11 protein-coding genes and 2 pseudogenes are annotated in these 16,760 nt (G+C 39.6%); 7 read left to right on the forward strand and 6 right to left on the reverse strand.

Going from position 1 to position 16,760, the window contains the following annotated elements; all coding sequences use genetic code 11:
- Window positions 1–25: 25 nt before the first annotated feature.
- The 4 genes and pseudogenes from ACO05V_RS15475 to ACO05V_RS15490 form a co-directional block, all read right to left on the reverse strand.
- On the reverse strand, window positions 26–457 hold the full coding sequence (locus tag ACO05V_RS15475) for a hypothetical protein (RefSeq protein WP_421853380.1): 432 nt from the start codon (window positions 455–457) through the stop codon (window positions 26–28).
- Between the two features lie 255 nt (window positions 458–712).
- Window positions 713–1,597, reverse strand: a pseudogene (locus ACO05V_RS15480) (transposase).
- 295 nt (window positions 1,598–1,892) lie between these two features.
- A complete protein-coding gene (locus tag ACO05V_RS15485) occupies window positions 1,893–2,774 on the reverse strand; it encodes an SMEK domain-containing protein (protein WP_421853383.1) in 882 nt (293 codons plus the stop codon).
- 332 nt (window positions 2,775–3,106) lie between these two features.
- A complete protein-coding gene (locus ACO05V_RS15490; protein WP_421853386.1) occupies window positions 3,107–3,448 on the reverse strand; it encodes an allophanate hydrolase-related protein in 342 nt (113 codons plus the stop codon).
- 175 nt (window positions 3,449–3,623) lie between these two features.
- Between ACO05V_RS15490 and ACO05V_RS15495 the strand changes: the two genes are divergently transcribed.
- From ACO05V_RS15495 to ACO05V_RS15505, 3 genes are all read left to right on the forward strand, one after another.
- Window positions 3,624–4,820 (forward strand): DEAD/DEAH box helicase, encoded by a 1,197-nt coding sequence (locus tag ACO05V_RS15495; protein WP_421853389.1) that lies wholly within the window; start codon window positions 3,624–3,626, stop codon window positions 4,818–4,820.
- 212 nt (window positions 4,821–5,032) lie between these two features.
- Window positions 5,033–5,977 (forward strand): M23 family metallopeptidase, encoded by a 945-nt coding sequence (locus tag ACO05V_RS15500; RefSeq protein ID WP_421853392.1) that lies wholly within the window; start codon window positions 5,033–5,035, stop codon window positions 5,975–5,977.
- A complete protein-coding gene (locus ACO05V_RS15505; protein ID WP_421853395.1) occupies window positions 5,887–6,351 on the forward strand; it encodes a bactofilin family protein in 465 nt (154 codons plus the stop codon). Before ACO05V_RS15500 ends, ACO05V_RS15505 begins: the two co-directional genes overlap by 91 nt.
- Before the next feature lie 26 nt (window positions 6,352–6,377).
- On the opposite strand, the gene rho is transcribed toward ACO05V_RS15505, so the two are convergent.
- Together rho and ACO05V_RS15515 are read right to left on the reverse strand one after the other, a co-directional pair.
- The gene (gene rho / locus ACO05V_RS15510) at window positions 6,378–7,334 is read right to left on the reverse strand and encodes a transcription termination factor Rho (protein WP_421853398.1); all 957 of its coding nucleotides are present in this window, start codon (window positions 7,332–7,334) and stop codon (window positions 6,378–6,380) included.
- Between the two features lie 64 nt (window positions 7,335–7,398).
- The gene (locus tag ACO05V_RS15515; protein WP_421853401.1) at window positions 7,399–8,844 is read right to left on the reverse strand and encodes an FAD-dependent oxidoreductase; all 1,446 of its coding nucleotides are present in this window, start codon (window positions 8,842–8,844) and stop codon (window positions 7,399–7,401) included.
- A gap of 322 nt (window positions 8,845–9,166) precedes the next feature.
- Between ACO05V_RS15515 and acnA the strand changes: the two genes are divergently transcribed.
- The 4 genes and pseudogenes from acnA (at window position 9,167) to ACO05V_RS15535 (ending at window position 16,759) form a co-directional block, all read left to right on the forward strand.
- Entirely contained in the window at window positions 9,167–11,926 is a 2,760-nt protein-coding gene (gene acnA, locus ACO05V_RS15520; protein ID WP_421853404.1) for an aconitate hydratase AcnA, read from the forward strand.
- Window positions 11,927–12,213: 287 nt separating this feature from the next.
- Window positions 12,214–13,574: pseudogene (locus ACO05V_RS15525) on the forward strand (IS5 family transposase).
- Between the two features lie 390 nt (window positions 13,575–13,964).
- Complete coding sequence (locus ACO05V_RS15530; RefSeq protein ID WP_421853407.1) at window positions 13,965–15,716, forward strand: hypothetical protein; 1,752 nt, start codon at window positions 13,965–13,967, stop codon at window positions 15,714–15,716.
- Window positions 15,716–16,759 (forward strand): glycosyltransferase family 2 protein, encoded by a 1,044-nt coding sequence (locus tag ACO05V_RS15535; RefSeq protein ID WP_421853410.1) that lies wholly within the window; start codon window positions 15,716–15,718, stop codon window positions 16,757–16,759. The genes ACO05V_RS15530 and ACO05V_RS15535 overlap by 1 nt, the downstream gene beginning before the upstream one ends.
- The last annotated feature ends 1 nt before the right edge of the window (window position 16,760 follow it).

The raw sequence follows: 16,760 nt of genomic DNA on the forward strand, positions 1-16,760 counted from the left end.
TTTTGAATACTTTTTATATGTAACCCTATAGCACTAACGTTGATAACATTTTAGCAATCTGCGAATACCGAGCATCAACAAAATCTTTATTTGAAAAGGCATCCTTTTTATGATTATACATTGTCAAGTTTTGGATCCACGTCAATTTATCACCAAAGCGCTCAACAACGTGAGCGCACGTTATTCCTCGAGTCCGAGTAGCGCAGAAAATAATATTACAATGTTTTTCAATTACATCGAGGTGTTCTTGGACTTGAGTTCCGCAATCTCCTTGAGTAGAGACACCAACATATTTTCCATTAGCAAAACATACAAAGCGATGGTCATTATTATCGATATTATCGTCTAATATGATTTCGTCAGAACTTACTCGCAGAATTTCGATCAACTCATTTAAAGTTGATGTTTTTCCTGAGTTTGATGTTCCATAAAGAACAAACACTCTTTCCAGTTCCATTTTCCCTCCTTGTACATAACGCCATTGTTAGGAATTACTGATACACCCACTTTAATGTATTCAAAAAAACTAGTACATCAATAAGTTCGATTGCTTTTCAAACACAAAAAATAAATTCAACGCCACTTTTCACGAGTTGCCATCAAAAAAAACAGAAAAGACAGTAAGTAAATCCGCTCTTAGCCAGTTTAAAACGAAAAGAAACGACTAGCATGTCGTTGCTAGCTTGGTAGAGGAATGTATTAAATAAAAGTATTATGCAAGCAGTTTAGCACTTTGCTGACGGGGCTTTCGTCGATGATTTGTTTCACAGTAATAAGCAATAGATTGTTCAACACCCACGATATTACCTGTTCTTGCTCCAAACTCTGTGGCGATACACAGCCAATTTTCTGAGGATATATTGAGTCGTTGAAGAATCGGCAATAGTGAAGCATCTATTGAACCTCGTTTGCCTTCTCGGATAATTCGCCCTGTCATATCAAGGAGTTCAAGGTAGTCTGATAAGTAAAAGGGTAACCATCAGGCATGCCTTTTCTCGGATTGCCTACAAAAAGGATAGAGTAATTTCGGTTGTTTTTGATATCTTGCAGCGGCTACTCGCTTTTTTACACTGCTGAATTCGGAGGTTTCTGGGGCTTTACTCATTTCTGCTCTCAGTGGATTAAGATCAACATAAGCCATACAAGCAGCCAGTGCGGACTCATCAAGTAACGCTTGAGACTTGAATCTACCTTCCCACTAATTTTGTAAAAATTTGAACCGCTTTAGCGTGCCCGAAGGGTGAGCGAGTGAAACGAGGCGATAGTATCAGCCTGTGCACTTGTCTTCAACATTTGCCTGTAGAGCAATTGGCTCATTAAGCTCCTTCATGAACCAACTAATGTCCATAAGGCGGTTTCTATAAGCTTCAGCAGACGCTTCTACCAAAGCCATTGCATAGCCAGGCAATGATTCCCCTCTTACATATTGTTGAGTAAACAAGGTACCTTTATGTAGCTTGTGCCATCTTTTTAGAACGTCTAATGTAGACCATGTTGCCACTTTCTTTGCATTAATGTGCAAAACCACATGAAGATGATTACTCATTACCGCATAAGCACAAATATCAATAGCAAAGACATTGGCTAGGAACAGCATGCGGTTTTCGATCCAACCACGACGGTGCTCGAAACTTTCGCCAGAGATTGGATCTTCACCACATAAAAACGCCCTACGGACACAACGAGAAATGCAATGATAGTAAAGCGTATCTTGTAGACTAATTTGCTGACTTATGGCTCTTGGTACGACAAAACCTCTCTTCCATGAGAAACAAAATATACAGCGTATTTATTAGCCGTCAATTTTGTGTGGGTGTCCTATTTAAATCACTCGTGATCTCAATGAAAATAAAAATAATTTCAAGCCCTACATTAAATTATTTTTATAAATTTCAATAGGCCTCAATAACTATATCAGCTCTTTTTTTCTTAGATATAGCATTAGATTTTTCTATGATATCTTTTTTTATAAAATCTATTTTCTCAAAATTCTCACCATCAATATAAAAAATATCACTTCCTTCCATACGACTAAAATTAAATATAGATACAATCTCGCTCACCAAATTCCTGACTTTTCCTAAAAAAAGCACTATATCGCGATCGTAAAAGTCGTCTATAGATTTACATTTACTCTGCTTACCAAGCTTACCTTTACTAATAATCTCAGTTATTTCTTTCAAACCTTTAACCATTTCACTATAGCTACCTTCACAATACATTCTGTGTTTTATAGCAGAACGATCTATAACTCTAAGAATTATTTTTAAACAATTTAAATCATCGTAAGGGTGAACTCTTGAAAAATCTGTATGCTGCTTCACTGAATCAATAACATTTTGTACAGAATCTTCATCATTTTTATCCATTAATTTAGATACTATGGTCGAGGATTTTACAAGTACACAGTAACTAGGAATATTTTTCAATATTGAGTTTTTTAAAAAACCATAGATGTACAACTTCTTATATTTTTTATCTAACCCTTGACTTTCAAAGACTTTAATTGTGTTCCTAACTTTGGCTGCATCAGCATTCGTGGTTACTTGCACTGCAATTTCTAAATTATCATCAGCCAGATCGATTGCAGGGTAATTACACTTTATCTGATTTTTATTTTGTAGATCATATCCATACGTTTCTTTGAAAATAGAAATAGATAAAGATTCCAACAACCTAGTCATATCGCTGAACCCAGATTCTTGGCTATTTTTTACATATAACTCTAGTAATGAAATGTCATGATTAAGATTGTTTATAGCTTCTTTTAACATATGTTCATCCTGAAAAATAAATCTTTTATAGTGTACATTTAGACAAATTAAAAAACCTTTAAACATTATTAAAAACGCACCTAAATAATAAAAGCCTTTTGAAGATTCCAAAAAATTTAAAGCTAAAAAAATCTGCGCATTTTAATTTTCATCCAAAGCAAGTTATTTTTTAACTGTAAACTCCTATTCATTAATACTAAAACGATTTTTCACTTTCCACCAGTAAAAAAGAACATTTATAAAGTATTACGAGTAGATCAACTCAAAACTAAAAAACCACATCTCTATCCCTAATAAAGTGGTTTTCGTTTGTCTTTGCTTTTACTGACTTGCTATTTCAATGACGCTAAATACGCTCGCCATCCTTTTAGGTGCGTAATGTCTTGTGCGCCTTCGATGCCGTATGACTCGTAGATAAAGCCTGCCACTTGGCTGCCGTCGGCGAGTTTTATTTTGCCAATACCAAGTGGCGCGGGGATGCCTGCGACGAAGCTGCCGAAGTGTGCGGTCGGTACAGACCAGACTTCCACTTCGATTGCAGCGCCCTTGTCTTGATCTAGGATCAATCCTGGACGAAGCGGTGACCCACCAGCCAGTGCGTAAATACGATAACTCGGTGCTTTGGTAATTTTGGCTTTTAGGGTGGCGCGCCACTCATAGAAAGCGAAGCGCACTATAAAAAAGCACTTCCAAAGCGTTTTTAATGGATGCGTTTTAATTCATCACATAAGTCGCCCTCTAAAACAATAAAGCTAATTGCAACTTTCAAACAACGAATGGCTGCTTTTACGCTATACTGCACCATCTTTTCTTTTCGATACACCTTACGACAATCTGTCAGAGCACCTTATGCCATTTGCAAAACTAGGATTATCCAGTCCTCTTGTTCAAGCTATTACTGAATTGGGTTACAAAACCCCTACGCCAGTCCAGAAACAAGCGATTCCCATCATCCTTTCGGGTAAAGACTTAATCGCCACAGCGCAAACAGGAACAGGCAAAACGGCGGCCTTTGTTCTGCCTTTACTAGAACGCTTCACGAAAGCAGGAACATTACGCGGCAAACGCATTCGCGTGCTTATTCTTGTGCCGACACGTGAGTTAGCCGTTCAGGTTGAAGCCAGTGTTGCTCAATACGCGAAACACACCAAATTAACCTCTATGGCAGTGTATGGCGGCGTGGATACTGAAGCTCAAAAAGAACGTTTAATTGAAGGCGTTGATATTTTAGTTGCCACTCCAGGCAGATTGCTCGATTTAGCTCATCAGCGTGCGCTGCATTTTGATGAACTGAAAGTCATGGTATTGGACGAGGCCGATAGAATGGTCGACATGGGTTTTGTTGGTGATATCAACAAAATCATGGAACGTCTACCAGAAAACCGTCAGAACCTATTATTCTCAGCAACCATGACCGACGATGTTCGCGCTCTGGCGTTTGATTTTTCAGACAGCAAGATGACCGATCTAGCGGCTGAAATTTCTATTTCTCCAAACGTTCGTGCTGCTGCCAATATCAAACAATGGTTAATCACGGTTGATAAAGACACCAAGTCTGCCTTGTTGAGCCATTTGATTAACGAGCAAAAATGGGACCAAGCCCTTATCTTTATCGAGAAAAAACACGGTGCTGCTAAGCTAGTCGATCAACTAGCAAAGCGTGGCATAATCGCCGATTGTATTCATGGTGATAGAAGCCAAGCCATGCGTGAAAAGATTTTGGCGCAATTTAAATCTGGCGAACTAAAATACCTTGTCGCTACAGGCGTTGCTGCACGTGGTTTGGATATCGGCGAATTAAGCCGCGTGGTCAATTATGACTTGCCGTTCAAACCAGAAGAATACATCCACCGCATTGGCCGAACTGGTCGTGCTGGTGCTTCTGGTGAAGCGATTTCGTTTGTTGCCATGGGCGACTTTAAAAATCTTTGCGCTATTGAGAGTCGACTAAAACACATCATCGATCGCAAAGAAATTGCCGGCTTTCCGGTCAGAAAAGTTGTGCCAGTCTCTATCTTGAATTACGTTCGCAAAGCGAACCGTTAAAAATCGCGCCCTGCTATAGTTTTTAGAAAGTACTTTTTAAAATGGATGTTCTAGGTAGAAAAACCTTCTGCCTAGAACAACAGTCTGTTCTTTATGCTAACCTCAACTATTTAAGTATAAAATGAGCACTAGCACATACAAAAGTTTACAAAGATAGAGGCTATGCTGTATATCTAAGCAATGAATTATGATGTTGGTAAAAAACTAAAACGATGAAAGATAATATAACGGTATCCATTTCTTCAGTTGATGGAACAAAGCACTTTAGTTTTGGAAAACGATCACGTCATACATTTAAATTTTTTAGCTACATAATTTTTCTTGCGATTTTACTCACCGCTGCCACCATTTACTATTTAGTTAATGATGCAGAATATTCAAAGCTAAAATTGCTCGAGTTAGAGAATAAATCCTCTTCTTTGACCAAAGAAATTACCTCGCTTACCGCACTAAAACTAAGCTTGGAACAAGATTTATCAGAACGAGAAGAACGAACGCAAGCGGTTTCTGACCGGTTAAACGATTTAGAAAAAGTTCTCGGCATGGATGATCAAAACAGTGTCAAACTTGAATCACGTTTAGACACAGCAGCGATGAACTCATCATTACGAGTGGCTATGCTGACGCAGATCCCAAGTGGACCGCCAGTAAAGAATGCAAGAACCTCTTCTGGTTATGGTGAAAGGGTACACCCTGTTCTTGGTATAACGAAATTTCATCGCGGCCAAGACTTTGCAGTCAATACAGGAACGCCAATTTATGCACCAGCGGATGGCACAGTAGAAGTAACGAGACCCAGTAAAAAAGGCTCTGGTAACTTTTTACGATTATTACATGGATACGGATTTTCAAGTTCTTATTCACATTTAAGTAAGTTTGCAGTTAATAAAGGTGATTTCATTAAAAAAGGCGATTTGATCGGTTATTCAGGTAACAGCGGATTAACCTCAGGACCGCATCTGCATTATGAAATACGATTCATTGGACGAGCACTCGATCCCAAGCCCTTCATAGTTTGGGATGTTGATAACTTTGATACAATTTTTGAAAGTGTAAGAGGTATAAGATGGGAATCTTTGGTGGACAAAATAGAACTAAGAGTCAGTCAGCAGCTACAACTCTCATCGCAGAAGGCTGCACAATTAACGGGCACATAAAAGTTGCTAACCATCTACAAATAGATGGTCATGTCGAAGGCCAGATCGAAGCAAAAAATCAAATTAAAATTAGTACATCAGGCAATGTGATGGGAGAAATCACCACAGAGCGTCTGATCGTTAATGGCAATTTTGAAGGCATTTGTCACGCTACTTATCTTGAAATTTTAAGTTGTGGTCGAGTCAGTGGTACCGTTTACAGTGACAATCTAAGCATTGAACCTGGCGGAAAATTCATGGGGATAACAAATCCATCCGACAAGGTTGATGAAAAACAAGACATTCACGAACGCCTTAGCAGTCTTGATGACCTAGATAAACTTGACCATAAAGAAGATAAAGTTGTTTTAATTAATAATGACAAAAACGCTTAGTCTCAAATCACTTTTTTAGCTAAGTGTTAACTAGGCGAAAAAGCCTTTAATAACTCGGCATTGGTCGGGAATTCTTGTAACAGCTCAACTAACTTCTGAGCACAGTCAACCGGCTTAAGATGTGTAAGCGAGCGACGCAAAGCACGTACTTTCTCAAGATCTTTTCCATCAATAAGCAATTCTTCACGGCGCGTACTGCTTTTTGCAATATCAATAGCAGGAAAAATTCGATGGCTCGCCGCTTCTCGTGACAATACAATTTCCATATTGCCTGTACCTTTGAACTCTTCAAAGATCACCTGATCCATCTTACTACCAGTATCCACAAGAATAGTCGCGAGAATCGTCAATGATCCTCCGTTCTCTATCTTTCTCGCTGCACCAAATAGCTTACGAGGGATTTCTAACGCTCTTGTATCAAGTCCGCCAGACATGGTTCGACCGCTACTCTTTATATCCGCATTATGGACACGTGAGAGCCTTGTCAGAGAGTCAATCAATATCATTACATCATGACCTTCTCCTGCTTGCGTACGTGCGATATCAAGCAAGTCGTCAGCCACCTTAACATGCTGGGCATAGCTTGAATCAGAAGACGACGCATGTACCTCTGCCGATACGTTACGCTTAAAGTCCGTCACTTCTTCTGGACGCTCATCAATCAGCAACGCATACAGCTTTATCTCAGGGTAAGCCGCGCCGACTGCCTGGCAAATATGTTTTAACGTTGTCGTTTTACCCGATCCCGGTGGCGCAACAATCAAACCACGCTGCCCCATACCGATTGGCGTAATCAAATCCATGGCTCGCATCGAAAGATGCTTAGAACCAGACTCAAGACGAATACAGGGTGAAGGATGAACCGCAACGCCATTTAAAAAACGTTTTTGTGGATCATTCGGATATAAATCCTCGGCCACTTCATCGACAGGGTTCACGTCTGCAGATCGTTTACCTTTCAAACTTAATATTTTTCTCGTCATAATGTGGTCTTATAGTCTTGGATAATTAAAAAAAACAAAGCTTAATTTTTGAACAACTCAGTTATTACTCAATATCTTTTCTTTTTAAAGCTCGGCCTCTCGGCTCATCGCCTTCATAAAGCACAATATCAGAATGCAAGAATTCGGCCGCCTCCGCGGAACCTTCCACTTTAATCGCACTGCGTTCTAACATTTCCGCTTCAAACTTGGTCAGCACACTTGATCGAATACCCGCTTCGCGCCACTGGGATTTTGACCAACAGCCTTTGGATATTTCCCGAGCCAATGCCAGCGCATCCAACAAAGCCTGATTCGCGCCCTGTCCTTTGAATGGACTCATCGGATGAGCCGCATCGCCAATCAGCGTCACTTTATCGCCTCTTTCAAGCAATTCTGAGGTAAGCAGCTCTCGATCATAAACAGGATAACCAGACACTTGTGCTGCTTGAGTTGTCGCTAAAATCTGTGGAATAGGATCGTGCCATTGCGTTCTGCGACACGCTTCTTCTTTTAGAGCCTGAGCACCTTGAGCACTCAATGCTTTTGCATCGTCTTCAGCCATAGGGAAACTCAGTTGCCACATCACAGAATCGACATCATAAGGCATAATATAAATACGTTCATTACCATTGGCTGTTTGAAATACCGTCGCTGAATCTAACAAATGGTTCTCAAAACCATCTAGATCAGCCAAGGGACAGATACCCAAAATGACAATGCAACCAAGGTAGCGCAGCGGCGTCGTTTCCTCACCAATCAACAAACGGCGCACCACACTACGAATACCATCTGCACCGACCACCAAATCCGCCTTGGTATGTTTTAACTCACCATCAACCAAAAAGCTGAGATCAACGTCATCGCCCTCTTTGAAATCGACCAGTTGATGTCCCCATTTTATAGCGTCATGGCCACCTAACTGCTCAAGCAAGGCAGAACGCAAAGACTGACGAGCAATGTGAATGTTGGTTCGCTTAGGGGAAGTTATTGCATCGGACTGCAGCCATTTTCTCATGCCCCATTCACCGACGACTTTGCCTTCCGTGGTATGAACCACGTGTCGCGTTGAAACCACGCCTTTTTCTAAGGAGAAAATGCCAAGGCCTTCAATTGCCTTGCTCGCTTGCTGCAGAGTCAAACCATAACCTTGCGAGCGAGCATCAAAGCCATGATCGCGTTCATACAAGGTAAAAGGAATACCTCGATGCAGGCAAGCAACTGCCAAAGCAACGCCACCAATACCGCCACCTATAATCGCAACATGAGGATATTTTTCAGTATCTGGATCAGGGAAACTAGCAGAGGCAACCAAGCCCGAGCCGGCACAATTCGAACAGGACTCAAGATGCCCTTTAGGCCGAACCGGAGCAGGCCCTTCGCCTTTCAATCTTTCAAATTCGCTCAACTCTTTTAAATAGAGCAAACGCACTTTTTTGCGTAACCTACGGCTTCTTTTACCGCGCCCCTGACATTCTGGACAAACGGCCCAGCAAGCCTTCTCATCTTCCAATTTATTTACTTCTTCTTAATGTGTGATTACTCCTTGAAAAAGAGCATAGTAACCAATTCAAGGAATGCTGGGACGAATAGTACAGTTGTAATGATGGTTTTTACTATTATCGTCACAATTTAATGCGAAAAAATTAAGATTCTTTTCTAATGCGCCCGGCTCACACACCGATTTTCAGACTTGAAGCAGCCGAGTATCAGAGCCATGTGGTCGTTTAAGTAAAAAAGTGCTGCTACACTCTTAACCAACATAACACTTATCTGCTCATCTAATTTTAGAGGTTTTTTTCAAAATATCTGTCAAACAATCAAAGGGGAAAAAAATGAACAACAGTTTCGACACCCAACAACAGATCACCGTTAATGGCGAGCAATTTCATATTCATTCCTTAGAAGGGCTTGGCGACCAAGCCAAACAACTGCCGTTTTCATTAAAAATATTACTCGAAAATCTACTTCGTAATGAAGATGGCGTAAATATCAAAGAGCAAGACATACAAGCCCTGTTAGATTGGGATCCTCAAGCCAAACCCGCCTCGGAAGTGGCTTTTACCCCTGCTCGTGTTGTCATGCAGGATTTTACCGGTGTCCCTGCCATTGTCGATTTAGCCGCCATGCGCGATGCCATGGAGAAGCTAGGTGGCGATCCCGCAAAAATAAACCCTCTGTCACCTGCCGAACTGGTTATTGACCACTCTGTACAAGTCGATGGTTATGGTAATGCGGCTGCGTTTAATTTAAATAGCAAACTGGAATACGAACGAAACCAAGAACGCTACGAATTTTTGCGCTGGGGCCAAACAGCATTTGATAACCTAAAAGTTGTGCCACCAGCGACCGGTATTGTGCACCAAGTAAACTTAGAATATTTAGCTCGCGTGGTGTTTAACGAAGATCGTAATGGTCAAAAGTTTGCCTACCCAGACACGCTAGTGGGAACAGACTCACACACTACGATGATTAACGGTTTAGGCGTACTAGGTTGGGGCGTCGGCGGCATTGAAGCCGAAGCCGCCATGCTCGGCCAACCGATTAGCTTACTGATCCCACAGGTTGTCGGAGTGAAACTAAGTGGTCGACTACCAGAAGGTACCACAGCGACCGATCTCGTTCTTACTGTTACCGAAATGCTGCGTAACTACGGCGTCGTTGGTAAATTTGTCGAATTTTACGGAGATGGCCTTGCCGACTTACCACTTGCCGACTTACCACTTGCCGACAGAGCCACCATTGCCAATATGGCACCAGAATACGGTGCAACATGCGGCATCTTCCCCATTGATGATGAAACGGTTAACTATCTTCGTTTAACCAATCGCGACGAAACCCAGCTTAACCTCATTGAAGACTATGCAAAGCATCAAGGCCTATGGCGCAACGATGGTGATGAAGCCAACTATACAGATAAACTTGAACTTAAATTAAATGATGTTGTACCCAGTCTTGCGGGTCCTAAACGTCCACAAGACAGAATCGCCCTTGATAAAGCGGGTGATATTATTCGAGATCATCTAAAAGGCTTTCAAGACGAACGAATGGCTCGTGAAAATAAGAGCAATGAAGAACAAGCTCGCATAGAAAGTGAAGGCCCAATCATTCATCCAAATGAGTCAGTTGATGAGGCGCCAGTGAAAGGCGTTGCCCTCGTTAAATTTAAAGGCCAAGAATTTGAATTAAACGATGGAGCCTGTGTTATCGCCGCCATTACTAGCTGCACAAACACCTCAAACCCAAGTGTTATTTTAGCGGCAGGTTTAGTCGCTCAAAAAGCCAAACAAATGGGTATTAATGTAAAACCTTGGGTGAAAACCTCGTTAGCACCGGGTTCTAAAGTCGTGACCGACTACTTAGAAAAAGCAGGATTAATGGATGACCTAGAAAGCCTCGGCTTTAACCTCGTCGGCTATGGTTGCACCACTTGCATTGGCAACTCTGGCCCATTAGCGAGTGAAATATCCGACGCCATACAAAATCACAAACTCATCGTTAGCTCTATTTTATCCGGCAACCGAAACTTTGAAGGACGTATTCACCAAGAGGTAAAAATGAACTTTTTGGCCTCGCCTCCGCTTGTTGTCGCCTACGCCATTGCAGGTCGTACCGATATCGATGTGTACAAAGAACCGCTAACGCAAGACGCAAATGGCAAAGATATTTACCTGAAAGACATATGGCCAAGCGTTAAAGAAGTCAGCGATCTAGTTAAAAATACCGTTACCAAAGACATGTTCGCCAAAAGCTACGCCAACGTATACGAAGGCGACAGCCATTGGCAGCAAATTCAAATACCGGATGGCAAACTGTACGACCGGAACGACGCGTCAACCTACATTAAAAAAGCCACTTTTTTTGACGGCATGAGCATCGATCCTCCGGGCATTCCAACCATCAAAGGCGCGCGTTGTTTAGCCAAACTGGGAGATTCAGTCACCACCGACCATATTTCTCCAGCTGGTGCGATTAAAGCGGATTCGCCCGCTGGTTTATACCTGCAAGAACATGGCGTAGAAAAAGCGCAGTTTAATTCTTATGGTTCTCGCCGAGGTAATCACGAAGTGATGGTGCGCGGAACCTTTGCCAACGTAAGACTTAAAAACTTGCTTGCACCGGGTACCGAAGGCGGCATTACCCGCACTCAACCTGACAATAACTTAGCCAGTATTTACGATGCGGCAGTGGCGTATCAAAAACACAATACGCCACTTATTGTCTTAGCGGGTAAAGAATACGGCACGGGGTCATCGCGGGATTGGGCGGCTAAAGGCTCATTGTTACTCGGGGTAAAAGCTGTAATCGCAGAAAGTTATGAGCGCATCCACCGCTCTAACCTGATTGGCATGGGGGTTTTACCACTGCAATTTAAACAAGGTGAAAGCTATGAATCGCTCGGACTAACAGGACAAGAGCAATTTGATATTTCAGGTTTGGTAGACAAAGCGGATGATGTCACCGTTGTAGCAACCAATAGCGAAGGTAATCAAATTACATTCAGTGCAGATATTCGAATTGATACACCAAAAGAATGGGATTACTACAAGCATGGCGGTATTTTGCAGTACGTACTGCGAGATATGCTTGGCTAATCATCAAGCTTCTACGCAGTGATAAATACATCAACCTAGCTCACCAATGAGCTAGGCTGTCTTACTCATTTCCCCTATCAAAGCCTGTATAATCATACTTTTCCACGAACCTTAATAACTCTTTAAACAAACAATATTTTGTATTATTGGTATAAAATGCCTTGATTAGTTAGTCTCCCCTAAAAAAACTCTCAACCTATTTAATTTGTTTTTATAAAATAGTTAATACTCAAATCTTGCTATAAATACGCCATAAGACCCAAAAAGTTGCAGAACAGGTGAATTTTATGAAGCCTCGCCAGACAGAGTCCATACCGCAAAAGAATTTTTTTCAGCCTAAGCTCGTAGACATCATTAACCCCAATAATCCTTTAGTTCGACTGGCTAAGATCATTGATTGGAATCGGTTGGATAACGAGTTGGGCACGCATTTCGCAACGGTCGGTGCCGCTGCGTTCCCCACTCGCTTAATGGTAGGGTTGCTGTATTTGCAGCGCTTGCATAATTTGTCTGACGAAATGGTCTTAGAGCAATGGCTTGAATCGCCTTATTACCAATACTTTTGCGGTGAAACCTTTTTCCAGCACGACTTTCCGTGCCATCCAACCAGTCTGGTTAAATGGCGAAAACGGTTAGGAGAAGAAGGCTGCGAATGGCTCCTTACCCAGACGATACAGGCAGGACTAAAACTAAAAGTCATCAAATCAGCGAGCTTAAAGCGCGTCGTGGTAGACACCACGGTACAATAAAAAACATCGCCTTCCCTACAGATGCCAAGCTCTACAACAAGACTCGACAGCAGCTCACTCAGGTAGCCAAAGAACAAAACATCACGTTAAGACAAACCTATGACAAAGCCTGCCGTAAGTTAATGGCAAAAATTGGACGCTATGGTCACGCCAAACAATATAAACGGATGAAAAAAGCGATTAAGCAAGTGAAGGCTTTTAAGGCGAGTCCTGCGAGATCTTGATCGGAAACTAAGACGACAAGGATTAATGCTCACTGAAAAGCAAGAAGACACACTCAACCAAGCCTATCAATTACTAAAACAAACTCGCCAGAGCAAAAACAAACTGTATAGCTTGCATGAACCCAATGTGGACTGCACCTCCAAAGGCAAAGCGCATAAACGCATAAACGCATAAACGCATAAACGCTACGAATTTGGCGTGAAAGCCAGTGTCGCTGTTACCGCGAAAGAATCCGTTATCGTGGTAGCAAGAAGCTATCCAGGTAATCCTTATGATGGCCATACGTTACAAGATCAACTTCAACAAGTAGAAACCTTGACAGGAAAAAAATCGGAAACCTGTTTTGTTGACCGAGGGTATAAAGGGTCAGGCGTAGAAGATATTAAGGTGTTGATTGCAGGTCAAAAACGCGGTGTCCCAAAGAAAGAGAGGAAGTGGATGGGGAGGCAAAACAGTGTAGAACCCATCATCGGGCATCTCAAATACAATGGGAAACTCAAACGATGCTCCTTAAAAGACGTACTAGGTGATGCGATTAACGTGATTTTAAGCGCCTGTGGCCAGAATCTACGCAAGCTGTGTCCCATATTTAGGGCCATTTTTTAAGGAGATTATGGCTGAAGATAATTTTTCTACTGGAAAGCCCTAAAAATAACATGGCGTCTCTTGTCTAAAACGCCATTATTCAGGGACAACTAAATAAGCGTATGTCACTTATTGTTGATATCTAGGAACGAATTACAGAGTCCACCCTAATGTTGACAATTTAAGCTACAATGTTTAACATTGATTGCATTACCTTCAACAGTTAGGTATTATAAATTTACACCATTTTTCAATACATGAAGAATACTTAAAATCTTACGCACTGGGATACTGACATATGTTTCAACTTCAGTAAAGGTTATGATTCTATATTCTCTTATATTAATAATTTACATTATCTAATTCTGCATTACATGTAAAAACTTAATAATTTTATCTCTATAAAAATTATTTTTATGAATCTAAAATAGATTACGTCTTGTCTTTTAGTTAAAAAATCAAAAGAGGTTGTGTGAGAAATGGTATTTTTAAATTTTTTTATTGGTTTTTTTGCCTTGTTTTTATCTCCACAAATCTATCTTCGATACAAATTCCCTTTAATAAAAAATTCAATAGTTTCTTCATTTTCCCTTATATTTTCATTTACCGCTATATGGTTTCTAACTTTATTAAGCACTGCCTTTAAAATTAGTGATTTGTTTTTTCAGATATTATCTTATTTTATTTTTATATGCTCAATATATTTTTCATTAAAGAGTTACAATAAAATTGAAACGATACATTTTACTCCATGGGTCTGGCTTCTGGCTTTGACTTTATCAAGCCCTCTTTGGTTTTACATTGGTGATGTCTTTACTTCATGGGATGCTGTAGCTTCATGGAATAGATGGGGAATAGAGCTTGCAAATAACAATTATCACCCAGAAGGAACGGCATACCCAATCTTAGTTTCTTCCATGTTTAGTATGCTGTACAAGTTACAGGGAACAACTGACATTTGGTGGACGGTAAAACTCTCATTGTATGTTCTTCCAGTAGTATCTTTTCTAATTCCGATATTTTTATATATAGAAACAAGAAATAAAACCTTTTTGATTAGCGTTTTTTGTTTGTATTCTTACGCAATAAATGCTCACTCTATTAGTGGGTATACTGATATCCCTGTTATGCTGTTTGGATTCTTAAGCCTAATTTTATTATACGCAGCCGACTTGTATAAAGAAAAAACTGAATTTTATTTTTATATATCTTCTGCGCTACTGTTCGCAGGATTATGTAGCATAGTAAAGCAAGCAGGACTAGCTTTTCTTTTATTTAATTTTGTTTTTTTATTTTTCAACAGAAAATGCTTGAAAAGAAGTTCCATATTCATAATATTCTTGCTCTCCATGTCGTATTTTACATCATTCCTGATATGGTATTTTATCTATAATAATAACCCTATCTCCAACCTCTCGCACTTGAGAGAGTTAAGTTCCTCGACTAGTGATAGGGGGGCAGGCTTTTGGGATTACCCAAATTATTTTAGTGGAATAATCACCTTATTAATGATTATAATTTCTTTTTATTTATATCGTTATGATAGCTTAAGACGCTTTGCATCAATTAGTTTTTTAAGTGGTTTATTTTTTATAATTGGGCTTCTCATATGGTGGAGCTTTTTCTCTTATGACGGAAGAAATTCTGCATGGGTTAAAAGTTTTTTGATTCTTTCATTCTCCATCAATTTAGCTTTTTTTTTAGATAACCACTCCACCCTCTCTGTTTTACGTATGAAGCTTATCTTTTTTAATTTTAAAGAGAGGCAACACTTATACCACCTTCTTCAAAAAATAAATTTTTTACCGCTACTTTATTTTTTTACTTTTTTTATTATATCTGCTTCTTTTTTTCTTCTAGACAATGAGTTTTTAGAGAAAGTACAGAGAGATGGTCAATCTAAAATTGGTAACATGGATGTAGGAAAAAAAATTCGTGATTTAGTTGTAGGGAAGGCTAATTGTGTTAAAATCATATCAATAGATATCCCTTTAACCTATAATTATTACACTAGATCTTTTAGAGAACGCTTTATATATGGGCAGTACAGTAAAGACACACTAATACATAGCTGTAAAGATGGTAGATATTTTGTATTTGGACAATGGGAAGTCGACGGTAAAGACTGGGCTAATATTTTAGAAGCCGAACGACTTGGCTTTATTAAAGAAATTGGAAAAAGAACAGATTTAATCTACTTTGCCCCCCTTTCTTCAGAGGAAAAGAATTAATGAAAAATAGTTACGCCTTTATAATACCAGCTTATAATCCAGATGAAAATCTCTTAAAAGTAGTAAAAAATCTTCAGCTCAGCTCAAGTTGTGAAATTATTATAATTAATGATGGCAGTCATAAAAACTCAGATCCTATTTTTGATTCTTTATTAAATTCATTTGAAAATATAAAAATAGTAAATCATGAAGTTAATCTAGGGAAAGGCGCAGCTATCAAGACAGCATTTAGTTATATATTAAAAATTTTTCAACACATAAAAGGTGTGGTTACATTAGATAGTGATGGGCAACATAGTAGCCATGATTGCATGCGTGTTCTGAAGGAGTTAGAAAGTAACCCTTTTTCTTTTGTATTGGGGTGTAGAAAATTTGACAGTAATATACCGATCAAAAGCTATATAGGTAACAATATATCAAATTTAGTTTACACGTTGGTCTTAGGCAGAAAATTTAAAGATACTCAGACAGGACTTAGAGGCTTGTCAAAGGAGCTTATGGCTTTGTCTCTAGATATAGAATCAAATGGATTTGAGTTTGAAACCGAGCAATTAGTAAAATTTTCTAATTCTAAACATGAAATAGAAATAATTGAAATTGATATAGAAACTATTTACATAGAAAATAATAAATCAACATCTTTTAGACCTTTGCTAGATTCCCTTCGAATTTATTTTGTTCTACTTCGTTATGGAGCGTCTTCACTTATAACTGCATTAGTAGATTTTATAATATTCTCTATTTCGTTATCGATGGGGAGTACCATTTTAAATGCTAATTTAATATCTAGAACAGCATCGATTTTTGTCCAGTTTTGCCTCTTGAATAAAATGGTTTTTTTAACCAAAGCAAAAGTTTTTACTTTTCTATTATTCGTTCTATATGTATATTCTATGGGGATTCTTTCATCTTGGCTGCAAGTCGAACTCTCAAACTATGTCGATAGTTCACAACTTATTTCAAAGTTGGTTGTGGAGTTTTTTTTATTCTTTATAAATTTTACCTTCCTAAAATATTTCTTATTTTATCGAAAAGATATTTGAT

The organism is Marinomonas sp. (assembly GCF_965225885.1).
GTDB lineage: Bacteria > Pseudomonadota > Gammaproteobacteria > Pseudomonadales > Marinomonadaceae > Marinomonas.

Bases quoted from the DNA above. Each gene is read 5' to 3' on its own strand.
- ACO05V_RS15535 (WP_421853410.1), top strand. From the start codon at position 15,716: ATGAAAAATAGTTACGCCTTTATAATACCAGCTTATAATCCAGATGAA.
- ACO05V_RS15495 (WP_421853389.1), top strand. From the start codon at position 3,624: ATGCCATTTGCAAAACTAGGATTATCCAGTCCTCTTGTTCAAGCTATT.
- ACO05V_RS15505 (WP_421853395.1), top strand. From the start codon at position 5,887: ATGGGAATCTTTGGTGGACAAAATAGAACTAAGAGTCAGTCAGCAGCT.
- rho (WP_421853398.1), bottom strand. From the start codon at position 7,334: ATGACGAGAAAAATATTAAGTTTGAAAGGTAAACGATCTGCAGACGTG.
- acnA (WP_421853404.1), top strand. From the start codon at position 9,167: ATGAACAACAGTTTCGACACCCAACAACAGATCACCGTTAATGGCGAG.
- ACO05V_RS15485 (WP_421853383.1), bottom strand. From the start codon at position 2,774: ATGTTAAAAGAAGCTATAAACAATCTTAATCATGACATTTCATTACTA.
- ACO05V_RS15500 (WP_421853392.1), top strand. From the start codon at position 5,033: ATGAAAGATAATATAACGGTATCCATTTCTTCAGTTGATGGAACAAAG.
- ACO05V_RS15530 (WP_421853407.1), top strand. From the start codon at position 13,965: ATGGTATTTTTAAATTTTTTTATTGGTTTTTTTGCCTTGTTTTTATCT.
- ACO05V_RS15475 (WP_421853380.1), bottom strand. From the start codon at position 457: ATGGAACTGGAAAGAGTGTTTGTTCTTTATGGAACATCAAACTCAGGA.